Here is an 18,475-nt window from a genome sequence, read left to right as displayed (position 1 = left end):
AGATGAATGGAGTTTTGGTGATCGAGTTCTACCTGGACGGCCGGTCCGGCGTCTCGCCGTACATGCAACTGGTCCAGCAGGTACGGCAGGCGCTGCGGCTGGGCCTGCTCCGGGAAGGCGACCGGCTCCCGACCGTCAAGGACGTGGTGGCACGGCTGGCGATCAACCCCAACACGGTGCTCAAGGCCTACCGGGAACTGGAGCACGAGGGCCTGGCGGCCGCCCGCCCCGGGGTCGGGACGTTCGTGACCAAGACGCTGACCGACGCCTCCCTGGCCGCGCACGGCCCGCTGCGTCAGGATCTGCGGCGCTGGCTGGCCAAGGCCCGCCTGGCCGGCCTCGACGACGAGAGCATCGAGGCCCTGTTCATGACCACCTTCCGGACCGCCGCTCGGCAGGACATAGCATGACCGCCGTCCTGCAGGCCCAGGACCTGGGCAAGAAGTACGGCAGGCGATGGGCGCTGCGAGAGTGCACCATCGACATCCCGGCCGGACACGTCGTCGGGCTGGTGGGCCCCAACGGGGCCGGCAAGACCACGCTGCTGAAGCTGGCCGGCGGCCATCTGACCCCGACGTCGGGCGGCATCACCGTGCTCGGCGGCCCTCCGGAGGGTGACCGGGCGCGACTGGCCGAGATCGGGTTCGTCGCCCAGGACACCCCTGTCTACCCGGGACTCAGCGTCGCCGACCATCTGCGACTGGGAGCCCGGCTCAACCCCGGCTGGGACGCCGCTCTCGCCGGGGAACGCGTCGGACGGCTCGGGCTCGATCTGTCGGCCCGGGCGGGGAGGCTGTCGGGCGGACAGCGCGCCCAGCTCGCCCTCACTCTGGGACTGGCCAAAAGGCCCAAGCTGCTGATCCTGGACGAGCCGGTCGCCTCGCTCGACCCGCTCGCCCGCCGCGAGTTCCTGCAGGGCCTGATGGAGGCGGTGGCCGAGCAGGAGTGCAGCGTGGTGCTCTCCTCCCACCTGGTCTCCGACCTGGAACGGGTGTGCGACTACCTGATCGTGCTCGTCGACTCGCACGTCAAGGTGGCGGGAGAGGTCGACGGGCTCCTGGACGCCCATCACCGGCTCACCGGTCCCCGCCGCGACCCCGATCGCCTGCCCGCGGACCAGCATGTCATCTCCATGCGCCACACCGACCGGCAGAGCACCATCGTCGTCCGCACCGATGCCCCGATCCACGATCCCGCCTGGACGGTCAGCCGGCTCAGCCTGGAAGACCTCGTCCTCGCTTACATGGACAAGCCCGCCGCCGTACGGCGGGCCGCCCTGGAGGCACGGCGATGACCTGGCTGACCTGGCGCCAGTTCCGCGGCGCGGCCGTGACGATGTCCGCGGTGCTCGTCGCGTTCACCGCCTTCCTGGCTCTGAGCGGTCCGGAACTGGCCTCCGACTACTCCACCGGGGTCACCGCCTGCACCCTGAGCGGCGACTGCGCGAGCTTCTTCGACCGGTTCTTCGACGAATACGAGATCCCCTTTCTGGCCGTCACCGTCACGGTGCTGGTCCTGCCGGGCCTGCTCGGGCTGTTCTGGGGGGCGCCGCTGATCACCCGTGAGCTGGAGGGCGGCACGCACCTGATGGTGTGGAGCCAGAGCGTCACCCGCGCCCGCTGGCTGGCCGTGAAGCTGGCGCTCACCGGCCTGGCCGCCATGACCGCCGCCGGTCTGTGCGGTCTCGCCGTGACCTGGTGGTCCGCTCCTCTGGACAAGTCGGCCGCCGCCGGCTTCGCGCTGATGGACCCCCTGGTGTTCGGCGCGCGGGGCATCGTGCCCATGGGGTATGCGGCCTTCGCCCTCGTGCTCGGCGTGACGGTGGGGATGCTCGTCCGCCGCACCCTGTCCGCCATGGCCGTCACCCTGATCGTCTTCACCGCGCTCCAGATCGCCATGCCGCTGATGGTGCGGCCCCACCTCCTGCCTCCGGTCCGTTCGAGCTTCGAACTCGATACCTCGAACGTGGATGCGATCAGCTCGCCGCCCGGCGGCGAATCCGCGCGCGTGTCCCTGGATCCGGCGATACCCGGCCACCCGGGCGCCTGGGTCCTGTCCAGCCGCCTGCTCGATCCGTCCGGGCGCCCCGCCGCCGCCGACGCCGGCGGCGCCGCCGTTCCGGTGTCCCTGACATCAGGCCCCTGCGGGCCATCTGAGCGAACAGAGCAGGCGGCGCGGGCAGGACATGCCATGGACCCGTGCCTCGCCGAGATCAACCGGCTGGGCTACCGGCAAGAGGCCACCTACCAGCCCTTCGACCGCTTCTGGCTCTTCCAGTGGATCGAGACCGGCGTCTACGCCCTGCTCACCCTCGGTGTCACGGGCTTCTGCTTCTGGTGGATCCGAAGGCGGATGTCATGACCTCCCGCACCATGGCGGCCGGGCTCGCGCTCCTCCTGGCGGCCGCCTGCTCCGCGCCCACCCCTCCCAGATCCGTCGCCGCCGCGCTCCCCCGTCCCTCGGCGAAACCCGCCGGTCCCGCGACCTTGCCCGCGCCCACCGGCACCCATCCGGTCGGCACCACCGCCCTGTACCTCAAGGACACCTCCCGCCCGGACCCGTGGATGCCGGGAGTGAAGGCCAGGGAGCTCATGGTCACCCTGTGGTACCCGGCGCGGGCGCGGGAGGGGCGGCGGGCCCGGTACATGAGTCCAGAGGAGTCGGAGCTCACCCTGAAGGGCAAGAGGGTGACCGGTGCGCCCTACGACCTGCTGAGCAGGACGCGGACCAACGCCTTCACGGACGCCGGACCGGCGGCGCGCGAAGGCCGCCTGCCCCTGGTGGTGCTCTCCCCGGGATTCACCATGCCCCGTAGCACGCTCACAGCCCTCGCCGAGGAACTGGCCGGCGGAGGGTACGTGGTGGCCGGCATCGACCACACCTACGAGAACTACGCGACGACCTTCCCGGACGGGCGGATCGCCGAATGCGCCGCCTGCGACCGCGACTCCGATCCGGGCTTCGGCGCGAAGGCGGCCGGGGTCCGGGCGGCCGATGTGTCCTTCGTGCTCGACCAGTTGACCGGGTCGCGCGCGCAGTGGGCCGGCTCCTCCCTGATCGACCCGTCCAAGATCGCGATGGCCGGCCAGTCGATCGGTGGGGCCGGCGCCGTGGCCGCCATGCTGAAAGACCCCCGGATACGCGCCGGGATCGACATGGACGGCACCACCTACGCCCCGATCCCCAAGCGCGGGCTGTCGCGGCCGTTCCTGTTCATGGGCTCGGCCGGCCACCGGCCCGGAGGCCGCGACGGCTCATGGGACCGCGACTGGAGACTCCTGACGGGATGGAAGCGCTGGCTCGTGCTGCCCGGCGCGGAGCACCAGTCGTTCACCGATGTGCCGCTCCTGGCGGACGCTCTGGGCGTCGGCCTTCGGGGCGATCTTTCCGCGGCCCGCTCGATAGAGATCACCCGCGCGTACGTCCGGGCCTTCTTCGACCTGCATCTGAAGGCCAGGCGCCAACCGCTGCTGGACGAACCCTCCTCCCGCTATCCGGAGGTCGAGTTGTGCGCCCCGGACAAGAAGATCTGCGAGTAGCCGATCGCCGTCGGCGCTCCGGGCGGGGACGGCGGAGCGCCGCCGTATCACGGGCACCGCCGTGTGGTTGGTAACGTCTCTGCACGTGACGTCCAAGGGGGCACATTACTTCGACGAGCGGCCCGGCGCGGCCGCCCGGCCGGGCACGGTCGACGTCGTGCTGCCCGACCTGCACCTGCGCCTGGCCACCGACAGCGGCGTCTTCTCGCCCGGCCGGCTCGACCCGGGCACCCGGGTGCTGCTGGAGAGCGTGCCCGCGCCGCCGCGGGAGGGCGACCTGCTCGACCTCGGCTGCGGCTACGGGCCGGTGGCCCTCACCATGGCCTCCCGGGCGCCCGAGGCGACGGTGTGGGCGGTGGACGTCAACCGGCGCGCGCTGGAGCTGTGCGAGCGGAACGCCCACAGCGCGGGCCTTTACAAAGTAAGAGCGGCCCATGTGGACGAGGTGCCGCGGCACGTGCGGTTCTCGGCGATCTGGTCCAACCCGGCCATCCGCATCGGCAAGCCCGCGCTGCACGCCATGCTCACCCGCTGGCTCGACCGGCTCACCCCCGACGGCACGGCCTACCTGGTGGTGCAGAAGCACCTCGGCTCGGACTCCCTGCAGCGGTGGCTCGGCGAACAGGGCTGGGAGGCGACGCGCGCGGCCTCCCGGTCGGCCTACCGCGTGCTGCGGGTCGCCCGGGGCGGCCGCACATCCCCAGGCGACGACGAGGAGCGATGAACGCCCGATGAGCACAGGCACCCGCAGGCAGCTGCGCCCGACCGACGTCAAGCGGCTCAACCGCTCCTGGCGCCGGGGCACCGAGAACCGGCTGTCGCTGATCCTGGAGTCGGTGACGGGCCCGTTCAACGTCGGCTCGATCTTCCGCACCGCCGCCGCGTTCGGCGCCGACCAGCTGTGGCTGGCCGGCAACGCCATCCCGCCCACCAACCCCAAGGTGCAGAAGACCGCCCTCGGCACCGACCGGCTGGTGACCTGGCACGACCCCGTCCCCGCGCTGGAGGCGGTGCGCGAGGCCAAGGACCACGGCTACACGGTGATCGCCGTCGAGCTGACCGGCGACGCGGTGCCGCTGCACCGGGCGAGACTCGGCCGCGACGTGTGCCTGGTGCTGGGCAGCGAGGACCACGGCTGCTCCCCCGCCGTGCTGGAGGCCGCCGACGAGGTGATCTACATCCCGCAGGTCGGCCGGGTCGGCTCGTTCAACGTGGGCGTCGCCGCCGCGATCGTGCTGGCCGAGGCCCGCCGCCAGGAGTGGGCGGCGGCCGACGCCTCCGGCGCCGCGCCCGACGGCGACACCGATTCCGATTCCGATTTCGGGTGATCCACTTCTCCCCGCGCCGGGAGAAGTGGCTTCGTGACCCGAATGTTCATCCAGGTAGGCTGACGTGACAGCCTTACACAGGGGATACTCCTCGTCGTGCAACGCCGCTACCCGTTCCTGGACCATCCCGGACCGCTCGCCTTCGCCCACCGTGGCGGGGCCGCCGAAGGCCGGGAGAACACCATGGCCGCCTTCTCCCGGGCCGTCGAGATGGGGTACTCCTACCTGGAGACCGACGCCCACGCGACCGCCGACGGGGTGCTGCTGGCCTTCCACGACCACACCCTCGACCGGGTGACCGACCGCCACGGCAGGGTGGCCGAGCTGCCCTACCGCGAGGTGCGCCGGGCGCTCATCGGCGGCGTCGAGCAGATCCCGCTGCTGGAGGAGGTCCTCGGCACCTGGCCGGACGTGCGGGTCAACATCGACGTCAAGGAGGCCCCGGCGATCGGCCCGCTGGCCGAGGCGATCCGCCGCACCGCCTCCTACGACCGGGTGTGCCTGACCTCCTTCTCCGACATGCGCCTGGCCAGGGCCCGCATGGCGGTCGGCCGTCCGATCTGCTCGGCGCTCGGCCCGCGCGGGGTGGCCCGGCTGCGAGCCGCCGCCATGGGCTCCGGATACGGCCGGCTGCTCGGGGGCCTCGCCCGCGAGGGCGTCCCGTGCGCGCAGGTGCCGGTCGGGTTCCGCGGCGTGCGGGTCACCACCCGCGCGCTGGTCCGCACGGCCCACGCCCTCGGCATGCAGGTGCACGTGTGGACGGTGGACGACCCGCGGGTCATGGAGCGGCTGCTCGACCTCGGCGTGGACGGCATCATGACCGACAACATCTCCGGGCTGCGCGACGTGCTGCGCGACCGGGGCCAGTGGCACCCGAGACGTCCCGCCGCCCACGCCTGAGGCTTCCCGCCGCCCCTTCCCTGGGGCGGCGGCCCCCACTCCGCTCCCGCCGCCCCTTGGCTGGGGCGGCCCGCACTCCGCTCGCGCCGCCCTTCGTCCCCTCCCGGGGCGCCGGACGGCAGTCCGCTCCCCCGTCCCCTTCTCGGCCCGGCGCCCGCCGCGGCGCCGCCCGCACCCCCTGTGACCCATCAGGAGACCCCCATGAGCAGCACCTCCGTCGTCGCCGAAGACCCCCCAGAGTCGCGCAGGCGGGAGCAGCGGGGCTGGTACTGGTACGACTTCGCCAACTCCGGCTTCCAGACGACGGTCATCACGGTCTTCCTCGGCCCCTACCTGACCTCCCTGGCCGAGCGGGCCGCCGGCGGGGAGGAGGGGCTGGTCGGCTTCCTCGGCTTCGACGTGCGCGCCAAGGCGTACTTCTCGGCCGTCGTGACGGCGTCGGTGGTGCTGCAGATTCTGATCATGCCGATCGCCGGGGCACTGGCCGACCACACCGGCCGCAAGCGGGAGCTGCTCGGCCTGTTCGCCTACCTGGGCGCGGCGGCGACCCTCGGGTTCTACTTCGTCGCCGGGGACGCCTACCTGCTCGGCGGCGTGCTGTTCATCGTCGCCAACACCGCCTTCGGCGCGGCCATGGTCGTCTACAACTCCTTCCTGCCGCAGATCGCGGGCGCCGAGGAGCGCGACGCGGTCTCCTCGCGCGGGTGGGGCTTCGGCTACCTCGGCGGGTTCGCGCTGCTGGCGATCAACCTGGCGCTGTACCTGGGCAGCGGCATCGAGGAGGGCCTGGCCGTGCGCATCAGCCTGGCCTCCGCGGGCGTGTGGTGGGCCGTGTTCACCGTGATCCCGCTGCTGCGCCTGCGCAACCGCCCGGTGGGCACCCACGACGCCACGTCCGTCAGGGCCGTGGCCGGCAGCTTCCGCCAGCTCGGCCGCACGCTGGCCGACCTGCGCCGCTACCCGCGCAGCCTGCTGTTCCTGCTGGCCTACCTGATCTACAACGACGGCGTGCAGACGGTGATCTCGTTCTCGGCGACCTACGCCGACCAGGAGCTCGGGCTGAACAAGACCGTGCAGATCACCGCGATCCTGGCGGTGCAGTTCTTCGCCTTCGGCGGCGCGCTGCTGCTCGGCCGGCTCGCCGGGCGGTTCGGCACCAAGCGCACGGTGCTGGTCAGCCTGGTGGTGTGGACCGGCGTGGTGGCGGTGTCGTACTTCCTGCAGAAGGGCGCGGCCGTGCAGTTCTACGCCATCGCCCTGATCATCGCGATCGTCCTCGGCGGCACGCAGGCCCTGTCGCGGTCGCTGTACTCGCTGGTGATCCCGGCGGGCAAGGAGGCGGAGTACTTCAGCCTGTTCGAGGTCAGCGACAAGGGCTCGGCGTTCCTGGGGTCGTTCACGCTCACGCTGGCGCTGCAGCTGACCGACAGCTACCGCTCGGCGATCCTGTCGCTGCTGGTGTTCTTCGTGGCCGGTTTCGTGTTGCTGCTGGCGGTGAACCTGCCCCGGGCCGTGCGCGAGGCGGGCAACGCGGTGCCCTCCCACCTGTAACCCCGCGGGGGCCGGGCGAGCGCCGCCCGGCCGGGGGCGGGAAGATCGGCGGGTATCGAGGACCGCGCGAAATGGCGCGATTGGATCACCCTCAGGGTGGGAATCCATCCACGGTATCAAGCGTTGTAAGCCGTGGAGACCCACCCCTCATGATGGGGCCCTCAGGAGGCATTGAAACATGGGCGAGCGTGCACTACGCGGTACCCGTCTCGGAGCCACCAGCTACGAGAACGACCGCAACACCGATCTGGCCCCGCGCCAGGAGGTGCCTTACACCTGCCCGAAGGGCCATCGCTTCGACGTGCCCCTTGCCGCGGAGGCGGAGATCCCGGCGACCTGGGAGTGCCGTAGTTGCGGCGCCACCGCCCTACGGGTGGACGCCGAGCAGCCGCAACAGAAGAAGGCCAAGCCACCGCGCACCCACTGGGACATGCTACTGGAGCGCCGCACGATCGAGGACCTGGAAGAGGTGCTGAACGAGCGCCTGGCGATCCTTCGGGCACAACGGCGCAAGAGCGCCTGACCTACCGGCCGATGCCTCCGAGCCGCCCTCCGCGGGCGGCGCCGGGGGCATCGTTGTTCTCACCGGACTTTCATCCGGCCTTTACCGGTCGTGTACCCGCTCACCGCGCCGCGGCCGCCTCGCGCCGCCGGACGGCGCCGCGCGGCACGAGGTGGACGGCCCTGCCGCGCAGGAACGGCGCCTCGAAGGGACGGGTGTCGAGGTCCCCGCCGCCGCTGAACACCTCAAGGCGCAGCTCGCGGCCGGGGCGGGGTCCGGCGTAGGCCAGGAAGAAGGACGGGTCGCTGAGGCGGCCCAGGTGGAGCAGCAGGTCGGCCTGGTCGGCGCCGGTTTCGGGGTCGACGCTCTGGGACGGGACGCCGGTGAAGCCCAGGCGCCACTTGAAGCCGAACAGGCCCGGCTTGGCGACGTGGCCGTAGATGTTGGGGTCCATCCCCAAGGTGAGCGTCGGGTAGCCGCGCTCTCTGGCCACCTGGGCGGCCGCCATGTAGAGCACTCTGGCCAGGCTGGACTCCCGGTGGCGCGGGCCGACCGCCGAGAAGCGCAGGTGGACGGCGGAAAGATGCGGCCGCTGCCAGGCCAGGCAGCATCCGGCCAGCTCGCCGCCATCGTAGGCGCACACCGCGAAGTGCTCCCCCGCGTCCCGCATGAGCGCGTCGCGCTGCTCGGCGGCGACGGCCCAGCCGTGCCGCATGCCGGCGACGCGCCCGGCGTACAGCGGCAGGAACGCCGCGAGCAGGCGCTCGTCCACCGGTTCGGCGCGCACCGTGAGCCCGTCGGAGGCGGCACGGCGCCGCGCCGTCCTGACGTTCTGGCGCTCCTTGGTGGACAGGCGGGCCAGGAACTCCTCCTCGCTTCCGCCCGTGGCGGCCGTCCAGGTGATCAGGAACGGCTTGGGCAGGAAGCCGGCCCGGCGCAGCCGCGCCCACTCGGCCACGGGCGGGTCGGGCACCCGTACGACGTCCAGGCGCTCGCGGTGGGCCCGCCAGCCGCCCTCGAGGGCCTCGGCCGCGTCGACCAGGCCGATCCTGATGCCGCGGAACTCGGTGATCTCCATCGTCTCCCCAACCGCGCCGGGCAGGGCCGGCGCCTCGTGACCGGTGGTGTCAGGCTCCGGACCGCGCCGGCACGGCGGCCGTGCCGGCCGTCCCGGCCCGCCCGGCCGCGGCGGCGGGCCGGTCCTGCGCGGCCGCCGGCGTGCCGGGGGCGGGGGCCAGGGGGTCGCCGGCGCGGCGCAGCGGGCTCGCCAGGAACCCGGCGGCCACGACGAGCTGGACGACGCCGAGACCGGCGAACACCGGCGCGGCCCCCAGCCGGGCGGTCACCCACCCGCCGAGGACCGCCCCGAGCGGCACCGGCGTCCAGGACAGCACCTGGCCGACGGTGACCACCCGGGCCAGCATCCCGGCCGGCGCCAGGCGCTGCCGCAGCGTGCGCAGGTTGACCACGAAGAACATCCCGAGTCCCGAGCCGAGCGCCCACAGCAGCACGACCGCCGGGTAGGACTCCACGACGCCGATGCCGAACATGCACGCCGCGCCGCCGAAGAACGGCAGCAGGATGGCCCGCCCGGGGCCGAGGCGCCGTCCCAGCCGGTCGCTGAACAGCGAGAACAGCGCGGTGCCCGCGCCCGCCGACACGAACAGCCAGCTCACGGCGCTGTCGGCGGCCAGATAGTGCTGCTTGGCGAGGGTCACGATCTGCTTCTCCGCCGTGGCGCCCACCAGGAGGTTGGTCAGCGCCAGCATGATCGCGCAGGCCCGCAGCACCGGGTGGCCGAAGACGAACCTGACCCCTTCGGCGATGGCCCGGCGCACCGGCTCACGCCCGCCGCCCGTGACCCGCTCGGGCAGCGAGCGGCGCAGCCCCGCCAGGCAGCAGGCCGAGAAGGCGAACGTCGCCGCGTCCAGCAGCAGCGCGGTGGCGGCCGGCATGACCATCAGGCCGGCACCGGCCACCGCCGGGCCGAGGACCCCTGCCGTCGAGGAGGCGGCCGAGAGCCGGGCGTTGGCCGTGTCGAGCCGGTCGGGGCCCACCAGCGACGGCATGACCGCGAACTCGGCGGCGTTGTAGGCGATGGTGAGCGTCGAGGCGGCGAACCCGGTCAGGTAGATCCACCAGATCTCCAGCGCCCCCAGATGCGCCAGGACGGGGATGGAGGCGATGAGCGCGGTCCGCCCGGCGTCCGCGGCGATCATGACCGTGCGGCGGGAGAGCCGGTCCACGTAGGCGCCGATGACCAGGCCGAACAGCGGGTAGGGCAGGAACTCCACGGCCATCGTGATCCCCAGGTCGAGCGGGGACCCGGTGAGCCGCAGCACCAGCAGGGGGATCAGCACCAGCGACACGGCCGACCCGAGGTTGGAGACCGACTGGGCCACCAGGAACACCCGGTACGGCCTGCCCAGCCCGCCGCGGGCGTGCCGGGCCATCAGCCGAGGGTGTAGCCGAGGGCGGTGGCGACCGACTCGGTCTGCTTCTTGTGCTCCAGCTCGTGCAGGGACATGGCCCGGCAGATGTCCAGGACGGTCACCGTGCCGTCGCGGGTGTGCTCGCCGGAGTACTCCAGCTCCTCGGCGGTGATCTGGTCCAGCGCGGCGATCCACTCCTTGCGGCGGGACTCGAAAGCGGCCAGGCGGTCCTCGAGCGGCGTCCTGGCCCGGGCCAGCACCCGCTGCACCTCGGTCACGTCCATGTCGGGCAGGGTGACGCCCGGCTGGGTGAGCACCTGGAGCACGCGGGGCGCCATGATCGAGTCGGCGGCGATGACGTGCAGCGCGATCTCGGTGATCGTCCACTCGCCCGGCCCGGGGCGGGTGGCGGCGTCCTGGCCGACCATGCCGGCCGTGCGGCGCAGCTTGGCGGGGGTCTGGGAAAGGTCGGCCAGCAGCCCGGCCAGCTCCAGGGAGGCGGCGCGGCCGCCGGTGCGCATGCCGTAGGGGCGCCACTCGACAAGGGCGCTGTAGTGTTCGGCCGGCTCAACGGTGGACCACCCCTCGGGGTCCTTCCGGGCGGCCTCGTCGATGTCGTAGTAGTTGATCCAGGGGACGTATCCCGCGACCCGCCTGCCGTCCTGCTCAAGGACGCTGACCATGCTGGGCGTGGCCGGGCCGCCGCCGGGCCGCTGCTCCACGTCGATGTAGACGATCTTCTCGGTGGTGCCGCTGCCCGGCGACCTGCGCACGCCCATCAGCGTGCCGGTCATGGTGATCTCGGACATGGTGGCCATCACTCCCGTGCCGTTGTCGGTGTGAAGATGAACAGGGGGCGGGTCACCGCCCGGGCCGCGACCGCGGCGCCGGACGGCGGCACGCGCCGGGAGGGGCCTTCAGGAGGCGCCGAGCGGGACGATCGCCGGCAGGCGGAAGAAGGTGTGGTACCGGGTGTCGGTGCTGCCGAGGTAGATGATCACGTCGTAGGGGTCGATCGGCTCCTCACGCGGCTCCAGCCAGGTGGCCTGGAAGTGCTGCTCGACCAGCAGGCCGTCGCCGATCGCCTCGAACAGCTCCTCGCGGGTGTAGGCGCGCGTCTCGCGCTCGTCGGGGGTGCTGGTGAGGAAGCCGGAGAAGTACATGTCCTCGGGCAGTCGCCGGCCGGTGCGGGCGAACAGCTCGGTGGCCTTGCGGGCGGTCTCCTCGCTGTGGATCCAGTGGACGTCCTCGCCGCCGATCTTCAGGCACTCGCCTTCACTGGCGTTCTTGCGGTTGACGAAGATCGGATTGCAGTCGACCCGGTGCTCCTTCTTGATCGCCATGACGACCTCGAGGTGCGTGCTCTCGGGGAGGTGCTCCAGCTCGTGGCGGGCGATCTCGAACCCGTAGCTGATGTGCAGGTGCGGCAGGTGCTCGTGCAGGTGCTCCTCGAGGTTCTCGAAGGGCGCGTGCGGCATGTGGGTCGCGACGGGGGTCTCCCGCCCCGGCAGGTCGAAGATGCCTCCGAACGGGGGCAGACAGGGCCGGATGATCAGGTCGGGCTCGGCCAGAGCGGTCGTCATTGCCTCACTCCATTCCCTCGGCGCCGGCGACGGCCGGCGGTTCCCCACCGCCTGGGCCGGGCCTGCGGGCTCACCCCGGCGGCGGCCATCGGCGATGGCCGGGCGCGGCGCCGGGACGGGACGATCGCAAGGTGCCCGCCGGGCGCGCGCGGGCACGCCTGTCCCGGCGTGCGCGATGGTCGGGTGCGAGGGCCGGCCGTTCCCCGTCCGGCGGCGGTTGGATCTCTGGAGTGTCGCAGCCGCCCGCCGGAGGGTCGAGACGCCGTAGGGGGCTAAGGGCCCGAAGTGGGGTACCCCACCCCAAGCCAGGCATGGGGTGGGGCACCCTTGCTCAAGCCGGGCATGGGTCGGACTCACCCCGGCCGGAGCCACGGGGTCTCGGAGCCACCCCGGCCGGAGCCGGGCGCGGGTCAGCGAGGAGGGCGCTCGGCGCCGTCGTCGGCGGGGCGCGGAGCTCCGGGGGCCAGGTGCGGGCCCGAGGCGGCGTCGCGGGGACGCTCGTGCTCCTCGACGACCTGGCCGCTGACCACGCGCACCCCGTCCGGGCGCCGCGCCGACCCTCCGGGAGCGCCGCCGGAGAACATCACGCCGAACGGCGAGGCCGACGCCATCGCACGCACGCGGCGCCCGAGGAACCAGCCCAGGCCGCGGCGGGCCAGCGGACGGGTGAAGGGCAGGATCAGGAAGAAGCCCAGCACGTCGGACAGGAAGCCCGGCGTCACCAGCAGGGTGCCGCCCGCGACGACGAGCGCCCCGTCGGCGAGTTCACGCTCGGGCATCCGCCCGGACTCAAGGGCCTGCCGCAGCGCCCGCCAGGCGCGCCGGCCCTCCCGGCGGACGAGCCAGGCGCCGATCAGGCTGTCCAGGATGAGCAGACCGACGGTCTGCCAGCCGCCGATCACCTGGCCGATCTGGATGAGCACCCAGATCTCCAGCACCGGCACGACGAGGAACGTCAGGAACAGAACGACACGCAGCATGGCCACACACCACCTCTCGACCTAGAACGTCCGGCCACTCCCGAGGGTTCCCGGTGACCGACGGACGCGACCCAGACGGGGGCCGACAGGACCAGGCCTCCACCAGGGATCTCCGGTGGCGAGGGGCCGGTAGGACCAGATCCCCTCCAGGGATCTCCGGCGGCGGAGGCCGGCAGGACCAGACCCCTTCAGGGTTCTGCGGCGTCCCGGGGTCAGCGGGAGCGGCGCAGGCGGCGGGGCAGCGAGGCCAGGCCCCACACGGTGACCAGCCACAGGGCCTCGGCGAAGACGGCGCGGCTCATCTTGCTGGCCCCGGCCGTGCGTTCGACGAAGGTGATCGGCACCTCGGCGACCCGCAGGCCCTGCCGCACGGTGCGCAACGTCAGGTCGACCTGGAAGCAGTAGCCCTGGGACTGCACCTCGTCCAGTGCGATCTTCTCCAGCGCGGAGGCGCGGTAGGCGCGGAACCCGGCCGTGGTGTCGTGCGTCGGCACGCCGAGCATGAGGCGGACGTAGATATTGGCGCCCTTGGACAGGGCCTTGCGCGAGGCCGGCCAGTTGACCAGCTCGCCTCCGGGCACGTAGCGGGACCCGATGACCAGGTCGGCCCCCTGCGCCAGGGCGTCCAGCAGCCGGGGCAGCTCCTCGGGGCTGTGGGAGCCGTCGGCGTCCATCTCCACCAGGACGTCGAACCCCTCGGCCAGGCCCCAGCGGAACCCGGCGATGTAGGCCGCGCCGAGGCCCTGCTTGCCCGGGCGGTGCAGCACGTGGACGTGGTCGTCCTCGGCGGCGAGCCGGTCGGCGATCTCCCCCGTGCCGTCGGGGCTGTTGTCGTCGGCGACCAGCAGGTGCGCCTCGGGCACCGCCGCCCGCAACCGCTCGATGATCATGGGGAGGTTCTCGCGCTCGTTGTACGTCGGCACGATGACGAGTACCCGCCCGAGGATCCGCTCCATCACCCATCCTCTTCGTCGGAACTGTCGTGTTCTGGCGTGGGACGCCGCCGGAGGGCGGCGACCAGGGAGCCCGCCGCGATGAGCACCAGCGCCCATTCGGGCGCCGCTCCCACCCGCGTCGCGATCGTCTCGCCGGTGCGGACGGGCACGGTCACCACCGCCATGTCGGCCACGCGCTCGGCGGTCCGCCAGCGCACCCGCCCATCGGGGTCGACATATGCCGAGATGCCGGTCGTCGCGGCGGTGATCACCGCGCGATTGTGCTCCACCGCCCGCAGCCGGGACATGGCGAGCTGCTGCGGTGGCAGATTGGTGAGCGCGTAGGTGGCGTTGTTGGTCTGCACGACCAGGGGCGTGGCGCCCGTGCGGACGGTGCTCCGCACGATGCCGTCGAAGGCGACCTCGTAGCACTCGACGGCGCCGACCGTCACCGGCCCCATCTTCAGATCGCCCTCGCGGTCGCCCGGGAGCGACTGGAGACCCACCAGTTCGACGCGCTTGATGAACTTCTGCAACAGGTCCTTGAAGGGGACGAACTCCCCGAACGGGACGAGCTTCCGCTTGTCGTAGTAGGCGCCCGGCCCGGTGGCGGGATCCCAGACGATGCCCCGGGTGTAGCGGTGCAGACCGTCGGGGGCGCGCACCACGGCGCCGACGAGCACCGGCACCCCGATGTCGCGCACCGCGCCGTCGATCACCGTACGGGCGTAGGAGCTCTGGTAGGGGTCGATGTCGGTGGAGTTCTCCGGCCAGATCACAATGTCGGGCCGCTCCACCTTGCCCGCGCGCACGGCCTCGGCCAGCTCGTGGGTCTTGTCGGCGTGGTTGCGCAGCACGACGGCCGGTTCGTCGCCGAGGAAGCCCATGCCCGTGCCGGGGACATCGCCCTGGATCACCCCGACCCGGATGGCGCGCGCCGCCTCCGCCCCCGGGCGTGGCACCGCGTACCCCAGCAGCGGCACCGCCACGGCCCCCGCCAGAGCCCACACCGCGGGCCGCGCGGCGCCCCGGAGGAACGCGGCGAGCCCGCCGGACAGTAACGCACCGCACAGGGCGACGGTGAAAGTTACAAGCGGAGCGCCCCCCAGAGCGGCGTACGGGGTGAACGCCGAGCCGCCCTGGCTGAACGCCACCCGGACCCAGGGGAACCCGCCGAGCGGGAATGCCCCCCTGGCCCACTCTTGTGCCACCCACAGGGCCGCCACCCACAGCGGCCAGGACCGCAGCCTGGTCACCAGGGCCACCCCGGCCGACATCACGGCGAAGAACAGGCTCTCCACGGCCACCAGCAGCAGCCACGCGTCGTCCCCGATGGGACGCACCCAGGTCAGCGCGGGCAGCAGGAACGCCGCGCCCCCCGCGTACCCCAGCACGGCGGCCCGCCGCACTCCCGCCCCGCGCACCGCCAGGGTCAGCAGCGCGACGCCGATCGGCGCGAGAAACCACAGGTCAATGGGGGGAAAGGCCAGGAAGAGCAGCACGCCGCCGATCGGTGCGGCGGCTGACCGCCACAAAGCACGCGAAGCCGACAGCACGCCGGAAGGGGCCGGCGCCCGCTCGATGTCCTGCACAGTGGGGTGGGCCACAGGGGCGGGTCTTCCTTCGGGGTCTTCGGTAACCCCCGAACGCTACCGCCCAGCGCTCCGCGCTCCAACCGCCGGGCATCCGCGGCGGCGAAAGATCACGCATGGTGATCCCTGGGCCTCCCCCGTCGGGCGGGAACCCAGGAACCACGCTGCGACTCTGGCACGAGACGGGAAGAGGGCCCGGACGACCCTTCGGACCGGATCCGTCCCGTCGGCGGCGAGCGCGGAATTCCGTTGTCTACTGGGTGTCCAGGCCCCTCCCGGGTCCAACCCCCCACCCGGCTGGGGTGCCCCGACTCGACCGAACGCCGGCGCTGCGCCTGGCTGAGCAGACGGAGTCGTGCTCCGTCATGACGCAGAATCCGACGATGTCTGAAGACGGCCAACCGGTAGTCCCGTGCTGGACTGTCCAGCAAACTACCGACCTCAGCTCAGATGTCAACCGTGTCCCGATCAGCGGAAACACCAAGTTTTCGCAGCTAGGACAGGAGACGTGAGTACCCGTCAATGCCGCCATGTGGTCCTTAAGCCGGTCAGAGGCGGTCTCCCCCGCGACGGCCCGGCCTCCATCCCGCCCCCGCGCGAGCACCGGTCAAAGGCGCCCGAACCCCGCGCGAGCGAAGCGAGCGCCATGAGCACAACCTAGGGGGAGGGGATCCTTTCGCAGCGGGACAGGGCGGGGGGCAGGTCGCCGGTGTGCAGGACGCCGAGGCGGCTGGTGGCGCGGGTGAGCGCCACGTACAGATCGCTCGGGCCGCGCGGCGACTCGGCGAGGATCTCGGCCGGCTCGGCGATGAGCACCGCGTCGAACTCCAGGCCCTTGGCGTCGGCCACGGTGAGCACGACGACGGGGGCCTCGAGCGCGCCGGGCACCGGGCCCGCGACCGCGCCGGGCACGGCCGAGGTGACGGCCTCCCCCAGTTCGGCGGCGCGCGAGGCGGGGACGATGACCGCGAGCCGGCCGCCCTCGACGATCTCACCGGCCGCGATCGGCCCGATCTCGCGCGCGGCGGCCAGCTTCCTGGCCCACGGGGGCACTCCGGTCTCCCGCACCGAGTCGGGCGCCTTGAGGTCGGGGCCGACGAGGGTGAGGACGTCGGCGGCCACGGCCATGAGTTCGACCGGGGTGCGGTAGTTGACGGTCAGCGTCTCCTCGCGCCAGCGCCCCCGCGCGTAGGGGTCGAGCACCTGGCCCCAAGAGGCGGCGCCCGCGGCCGACCCGGTCTGGGCGATGTCCCCCACGATGGTCATGGAGCGGTTGGGGCTGCGGCGCATGAGCATCCGCCAGGCCATGGGAGACAGTTCCTGGGCCTCGTCGACGATGATGTGCCCGTAGGCCCAGGTGCGGTCGCCCGCGGCGCGCTCCGCGGTGGTCAGGTAGTTCTCGTCGCCCCGGTGCCGTGCGGCCAGGCGCTCCGCGTCGATCATGTCGGACATGCCGGTCAATTCCAGCACTTCGCGGGCGTAGGTGAGCTCGGAGTCGCGCTCGGCCTCCTCGGCGCGCCGGGCGGCGGCCAGCTCCTCCTCGGCCTGCATGGCGGTGGCCCGCAGCACCTGGGGGTCGATGTCGCCGAGCAGCTCGGCGGCCTCGTCCAGCAGCGGCACGTCGGCCTCGGTCCAGGACACGCCGCCACGAGGCGTCTCGCGGAACAGGATGTCCTGCTCGGCGTCGCTCAGCCCGGCGTAGGCCATGCGCGGGCGGGACCCGAACAGGCCGATGAGCAGCTGCTGGGGGGTGAGGTAGGGCCACAGGCGGTTGAGCGCGCTCTTGACCGCCGGCTCGGTGCGAAGGTCCTCGCGCAGGTCGGCGAGCTCGTCCTCCTCCAGCATGCCGCGGCCGAGCGCCTTGGCGGCCTGCTTGGCCAGCACGTTGAGCACATGACGGACGAACACCGCCCTGGCCTGGTTGTGCGGGCGGCGGCTGCGCACCGCACGGCTCTTGGCCGCCTCGCAGGTGCGCTGGTCCAGGCGCAGGGTGAAGTTGCCCATGGGGATGTCGACCGGCTCGCGGGGAACGCGCTGGCGGTCGCGCAGCGCCCGCGCCACCACCTCGGCCATGCGGGCCGACCCTTTGATCGCGGCCGCCGGCGCGGACTCGCGGGCGGTGGCGGTGATCCCCGGGTACAGCTCGCCGACGGTGGACAGCAGCACGTCGGTCTCGCCCAGCGAGGGGAGCACCTGCTCGATGTAGCGCAGGAAGGTGAGGTTGGGGCCGACGATGAGCACGCCCCGGCGCGCCAGCCGCTCGCGGTGGGTGTAGAGCAGGTACGCGGCGCGGTGCAGGGCCACGACCGTCTTGCCGGTGCCCGGGCCGCCCTGGACGACCAGCACGCCGTTGAGGTCGCTGCGGATGACGCGGTCCTGCTCGGCCTGGATGGTGGCGACGATGTCGCGCATGCGCCCGGTGCGCTTCTCGTCCAGCGCGGCGAGCAGGGCGGCCTCGCCGTTCAGGGTGGCCCGGTCGGCCTCGCTCAGCCGGTCCAGGTCCAGCAGGTCGTCGTCGAGGCCGATCACCCGCCGTCCCTTGGTCTGCAGGTGGCGCCTGCGGGTGACGCCCATGGGCGCGGCGGGGGTGGCCCGGTAGAACGGCTGGGCGACCGGGGCGCGCCAGTCGATGAGCAGGCGGGCCTGGTCGTCGTCGGAAAGGCCCAGCCGGCCGATGTAAAGGGGCCCTTCCTGCGCCAGGTCGAGCCGCCCGAAGCACAGGCCGTTCTCGACGGCCCACAGCCGGGCGAGGCGTTCGGCGTACATTCCGGCGAAGGAGTCGCGTTCGGAGCGGTTCTGGTGGGTGCCGCCGCCGCCCTGCGCGAGCACCTCGTCGAGCTGCCCGCGGGTGCGTTCGCGCAGCACGTCGAGCCGCTCGTAGAGCGCGCCGACGTAAGTCTGCTCCTTTACGAGCTCTATTTGACGAGAAGCCCCTGCTTCATTATTATTGGTGGTAATGTGAAACTCCGGGCCTTTATGCGCTTTATGGTGAATAAGAGGACAAGGGCCCAGAATAGCAGACCGGCCACCGGCCATCAGTTCTCCCGCGCCGCCCTTCGAGGCGGCGTTCGTGCTTTCCGGCCGCCCACCCGCGCGAACCTCGCCGCGAACCTCCTTGTCACAGCTTGGTAGC

17 protein-coding genes are annotated in these 18,475 nt (G+C 72.4%); 9 read left to right on the top strand and 8 right to left on the bottom strand.

Annotated elements, in window-relative coordinates; genetic code table 11:
* The first annotated feature begins 17 nt into the window (after positions 1 to 17).
* The 9 genes from ACFQSB_RS19740 (at position 18) to ACFQSB_RS19700 (ending at position 7,841) form a co-directional block, all read left to right on the top strand.
* Complete coding sequence (locus tag ACFQSB_RS19740) at positions 18 to 410, top strand: GntR family transcriptional regulator (RefSeq protein ID WP_380828219.1); 393 nt, start codon at positions 18 to 20, stop codon at positions 408 to 410.
* Positions 407 to 1,294: an ABC transporter ATP-binding protein gene (locus ACFQSB_RS19735; protein ID WP_380828218.1), complete on the top strand. Its 888-nt coding sequence runs from the start codon at positions 407 to 409 to the stop codon at positions 1,292 to 1,294. Before ACFQSB_RS19740 ends, ACFQSB_RS19735 begins: the two co-directional genes overlap by 4 nt.
* Positions 1,291 to 2,361, top strand: a complete 1,071-nt coding sequence (locus ACFQSB_RS19730) for an ABC-2 transporter permease (protein ID WP_380828216.1) — start codon at positions 1,291 to 1,293, stop codon at positions 2,359 to 2,361. Before ACFQSB_RS19735 ends, ACFQSB_RS19730 begins: the two co-directional genes overlap by 4 nt.
* Positions 2,358 to 3,539: an alpha/beta hydrolase family protein gene (locus ACFQSB_RS19725; protein WP_380828214.1), complete on the top strand. Its 1,182-nt coding sequence runs from the start codon at positions 2,358 to 2,360 to the stop codon at positions 3,537 to 3,539. Before ACFQSB_RS19730 ends, ACFQSB_RS19725 begins: the two co-directional genes overlap by 4 nt.
* 85 nt (positions 3,540 to 3,624) lie before the next feature.
* Positions 3,625 to 4,263 carry a class I SAM-dependent methyltransferase gene (locus tag ACFQSB_RS19720; RefSeq protein ID WP_380828213.1) on the top strand — a complete coding sequence of 213 codons (639 nt, stop codon included), beginning with the start codon at positions 3,625 to 3,627 and terminating at the stop codon, positions 4,261 to 4,263.
* A gap of 7 nt (positions 4,264 to 4,270) precedes the next feature.
* Entirely contained in the window at positions 4,271 to 4,867 is a 597-nt protein-coding gene (locus ACFQSB_RS19715; RefSeq protein ID WP_380828212.1) for an RNA methyltransferase, read from the top strand.
* A gap of 96 nt (positions 4,868 to 4,963) precedes the next feature.
* Positions 4,964 to 5,767: a glycerophosphodiester phosphodiesterase gene (locus tag ACFQSB_RS19710; RefSeq protein ID WP_354853308.1), complete on the top strand. Its 804-nt coding sequence runs from the start codon at positions 4,964 to 4,966 to the stop codon at positions 5,765 to 5,767.
* 201 nt (positions 5,768 to 5,968) lie between these two features.
* Positions 5,969 to 7,318 (top strand): MFS transporter, encoded by a 1,350-nt coding sequence (locus tag ACFQSB_RS19705; protein ID WP_380828210.1) that lies wholly within the window; start codon positions 5,969 to 5,971, stop codon positions 7,316 to 7,318.
* 178 nt (positions 7,319 to 7,496) lie between these two features.
* Positions 7,497 to 7,841 (top strand): RNA polymerase-binding protein RbpA, encoded by a 345-nt coding sequence (locus tag ACFQSB_RS19700; RefSeq protein ID WP_184981820.1) that lies wholly within the window; start codon positions 7,497 to 7,499, stop codon positions 7,839 to 7,841.
* A 100-nt stretch (positions 7,842 to 7,941) separates the two neighbouring features.
* On the opposite strand, the gene ACFQSB_RS19695 is transcribed toward ACFQSB_RS19700, so the two are convergent.
* From ACFQSB_RS19695 to ACFQSB_RS19660, 8 genes are all read right to left on the bottom strand, one after another.
* Entirely contained in the window at positions 7,942 to 8,898 is a 957-nt protein-coding gene (locus ACFQSB_RS19695; RefSeq protein WP_380828209.1) for a GNAT family N-acetyltransferase, read from the bottom strand.
* 49 nt (positions 8,899 to 8,947) lie between these two features.
* The gene (locus ACFQSB_RS19690; protein ID WP_380828208.1) at positions 8,948 to 10,273 is read right to left on the bottom strand and encodes an MFS transporter; all 1,326 of its coding nucleotides are present in this window, start codon (positions 10,271 to 10,273) and stop codon (positions 8,948 to 8,950) included.
* Positions 10,273 to 11,061: a DinB family protein gene (locus tag ACFQSB_RS19685; protein WP_380828207.1), complete on the bottom strand. Its 789-nt coding sequence runs from the start codon at positions 11,059 to 11,061 to the stop codon at positions 10,273 to 10,275. Before ACFQSB_RS19685 ends, ACFQSB_RS19690 begins: the two co-directional genes overlap by 1 nt.
* A gap of 108 nt (positions 11,062 to 11,169) precedes the next feature.
* Positions 11,170 to 11,835 carry a hypothetical protein gene (locus tag ACFQSB_RS19680; RefSeq protein ID WP_380828205.1) on the bottom strand — a complete coding sequence of 222 codons (666 nt, stop codon included), beginning with the start codon at positions 11,833 to 11,835 and terminating at the stop codon, positions 11,170 to 11,172.
* 410 nt (positions 11,836 to 12,245) lie between these two features.
* Positions 12,246 to 12,815: an FxsA family protein gene (locus ACFQSB_RS19675; RefSeq protein ID WP_380828204.1), complete on the bottom strand. Its 570-nt coding sequence runs from the start codon at positions 12,813 to 12,815 to the stop codon at positions 12,246 to 12,248.
* Positions 12,816 to 13,027: 212 nt separating this feature from the next.
* A complete protein-coding gene (locus tag ACFQSB_RS19670; protein WP_354853295.1) occupies positions 13,028 to 13,771 on the bottom strand; it encodes a polyprenol monophosphomannose synthase in 744 nt (247 codons plus the stop codon).
* Positions 13,771 to 15,357 (bottom strand): apolipoprotein N-acyltransferase, encoded by a 1,587-nt coding sequence (lnt, locus tag ACFQSB_RS19665; protein ID WP_380828203.1) that lies wholly within the window; start codon positions 15,355 to 15,357, stop codon positions 13,771 to 13,773. Before lnt ends, ACFQSB_RS19670 begins: the two co-directional genes overlap by 1 nt.
* Positions 15,358 to 15,999: 642 nt before the next feature.
* Positions 16,000 to 18,207, bottom strand: coding sequence for a HelD family protein (locus ACFQSB_RS19660; RefSeq protein WP_380828201.1), 2,208 nt, complete (start codon positions 18,205 to 18,207; stop codon positions 16,000 to 16,002).
* Positions 18,208 to 18,475 lie beyond the last annotated feature (268 nt).

The organism is Sphaerisporangium rhizosphaerae (genome assembly GCF_042665155.1).
Taxonomy (GTDB): Bacteria; Actinomycetota; Actinomycetes; order Streptosporangiales; family Streptosporangiaceae; genus Sphaerisporangium; species Sphaerisporangium rhizosphaerae.
This window is presented reverse-complemented; position numbering and strand designations above follow the sequence as displayed.

Coding starts and splice junctions, on each gene's coding strand:
- ACFQSB_RS19670 (WP_354853295.1), bottom strand. CDS start 13,771: ATGGAGCGGATCCTCGGGCGGGTACTCGTCATCGTGCCGACGTACAAC.
- ACFQSB_RS19725 (WP_380828214.1), top strand. CDS start 2,358: ATGACCTCCCGCACCATGGCGGCCGGGCTCGCGCTCCTCCTGGCGGCC.
- ACFQSB_RS19690 (WP_380828208.1), bottom strand. CDS start 10,273: ATGGCCCGGCACGCCCGCGGCGGGCTGGGCAGGCCGTACCGGGTGTTC.
- ACFQSB_RS19695 (WP_380828209.1), bottom strand. CDS start 8,898: ATGGAGATCACCGAGTTCCGCGGCATCAGGATCGGCCTGGTCGACGCG.
- ACFQSB_RS19675 (WP_380828204.1), bottom strand. CDS start 12,815: ATGCTGCGTGTCGTTCTGTTCCTGACGTTCCTCGTCGTGCCGGTGCTG.
- ACFQSB_RS19735 (WP_380828218.1), top strand. CDS start 407: ATGACCGCCGTCCTGCAGGCCCAGGACCTGGGCAAGAAGTACGGCAGG.
- ACFQSB_RS19705 (WP_380828210.1), top strand. CDS start 5,969: ATGAGCAGCACCTCCGTCGTCGCCGAAGACCCCCCAGAGTCGCGCAGG.
- ACFQSB_RS19680 (WP_380828205.1), bottom strand. CDS start 11,835: ATGACGACCGCTCTGGCCGAGCCCGACCTGATCATCCGGCCCTGTCTG.
- ACFQSB_RS19700 (WP_184981820.1), top strand. CDS start 7,497: ATGGGCGAGCGTGCACTACGCGGTACCCGTCTCGGAGCCACCAGCTAC.
- ACFQSB_RS19715 (WP_380828212.1), top strand. CDS start 4,271: ATGAGCACAGGCACCCGCAGGCAGCTGCGCCCGACCGACGTCAAGCGG.
- ACFQSB_RS19685 (WP_380828207.1), bottom strand. CDS start 11,061: ATGTCCGAGATCACCATGACCGGCACGCTGATGGGCGTGCGCAGGTCG.
- ACFQSB_RS19730 (WP_380828216.1), top strand. CDS start 1,291: ATGACCTGGCTGACCTGGCGCCAGTTCCGCGGCGCGGCCGTGACGATG.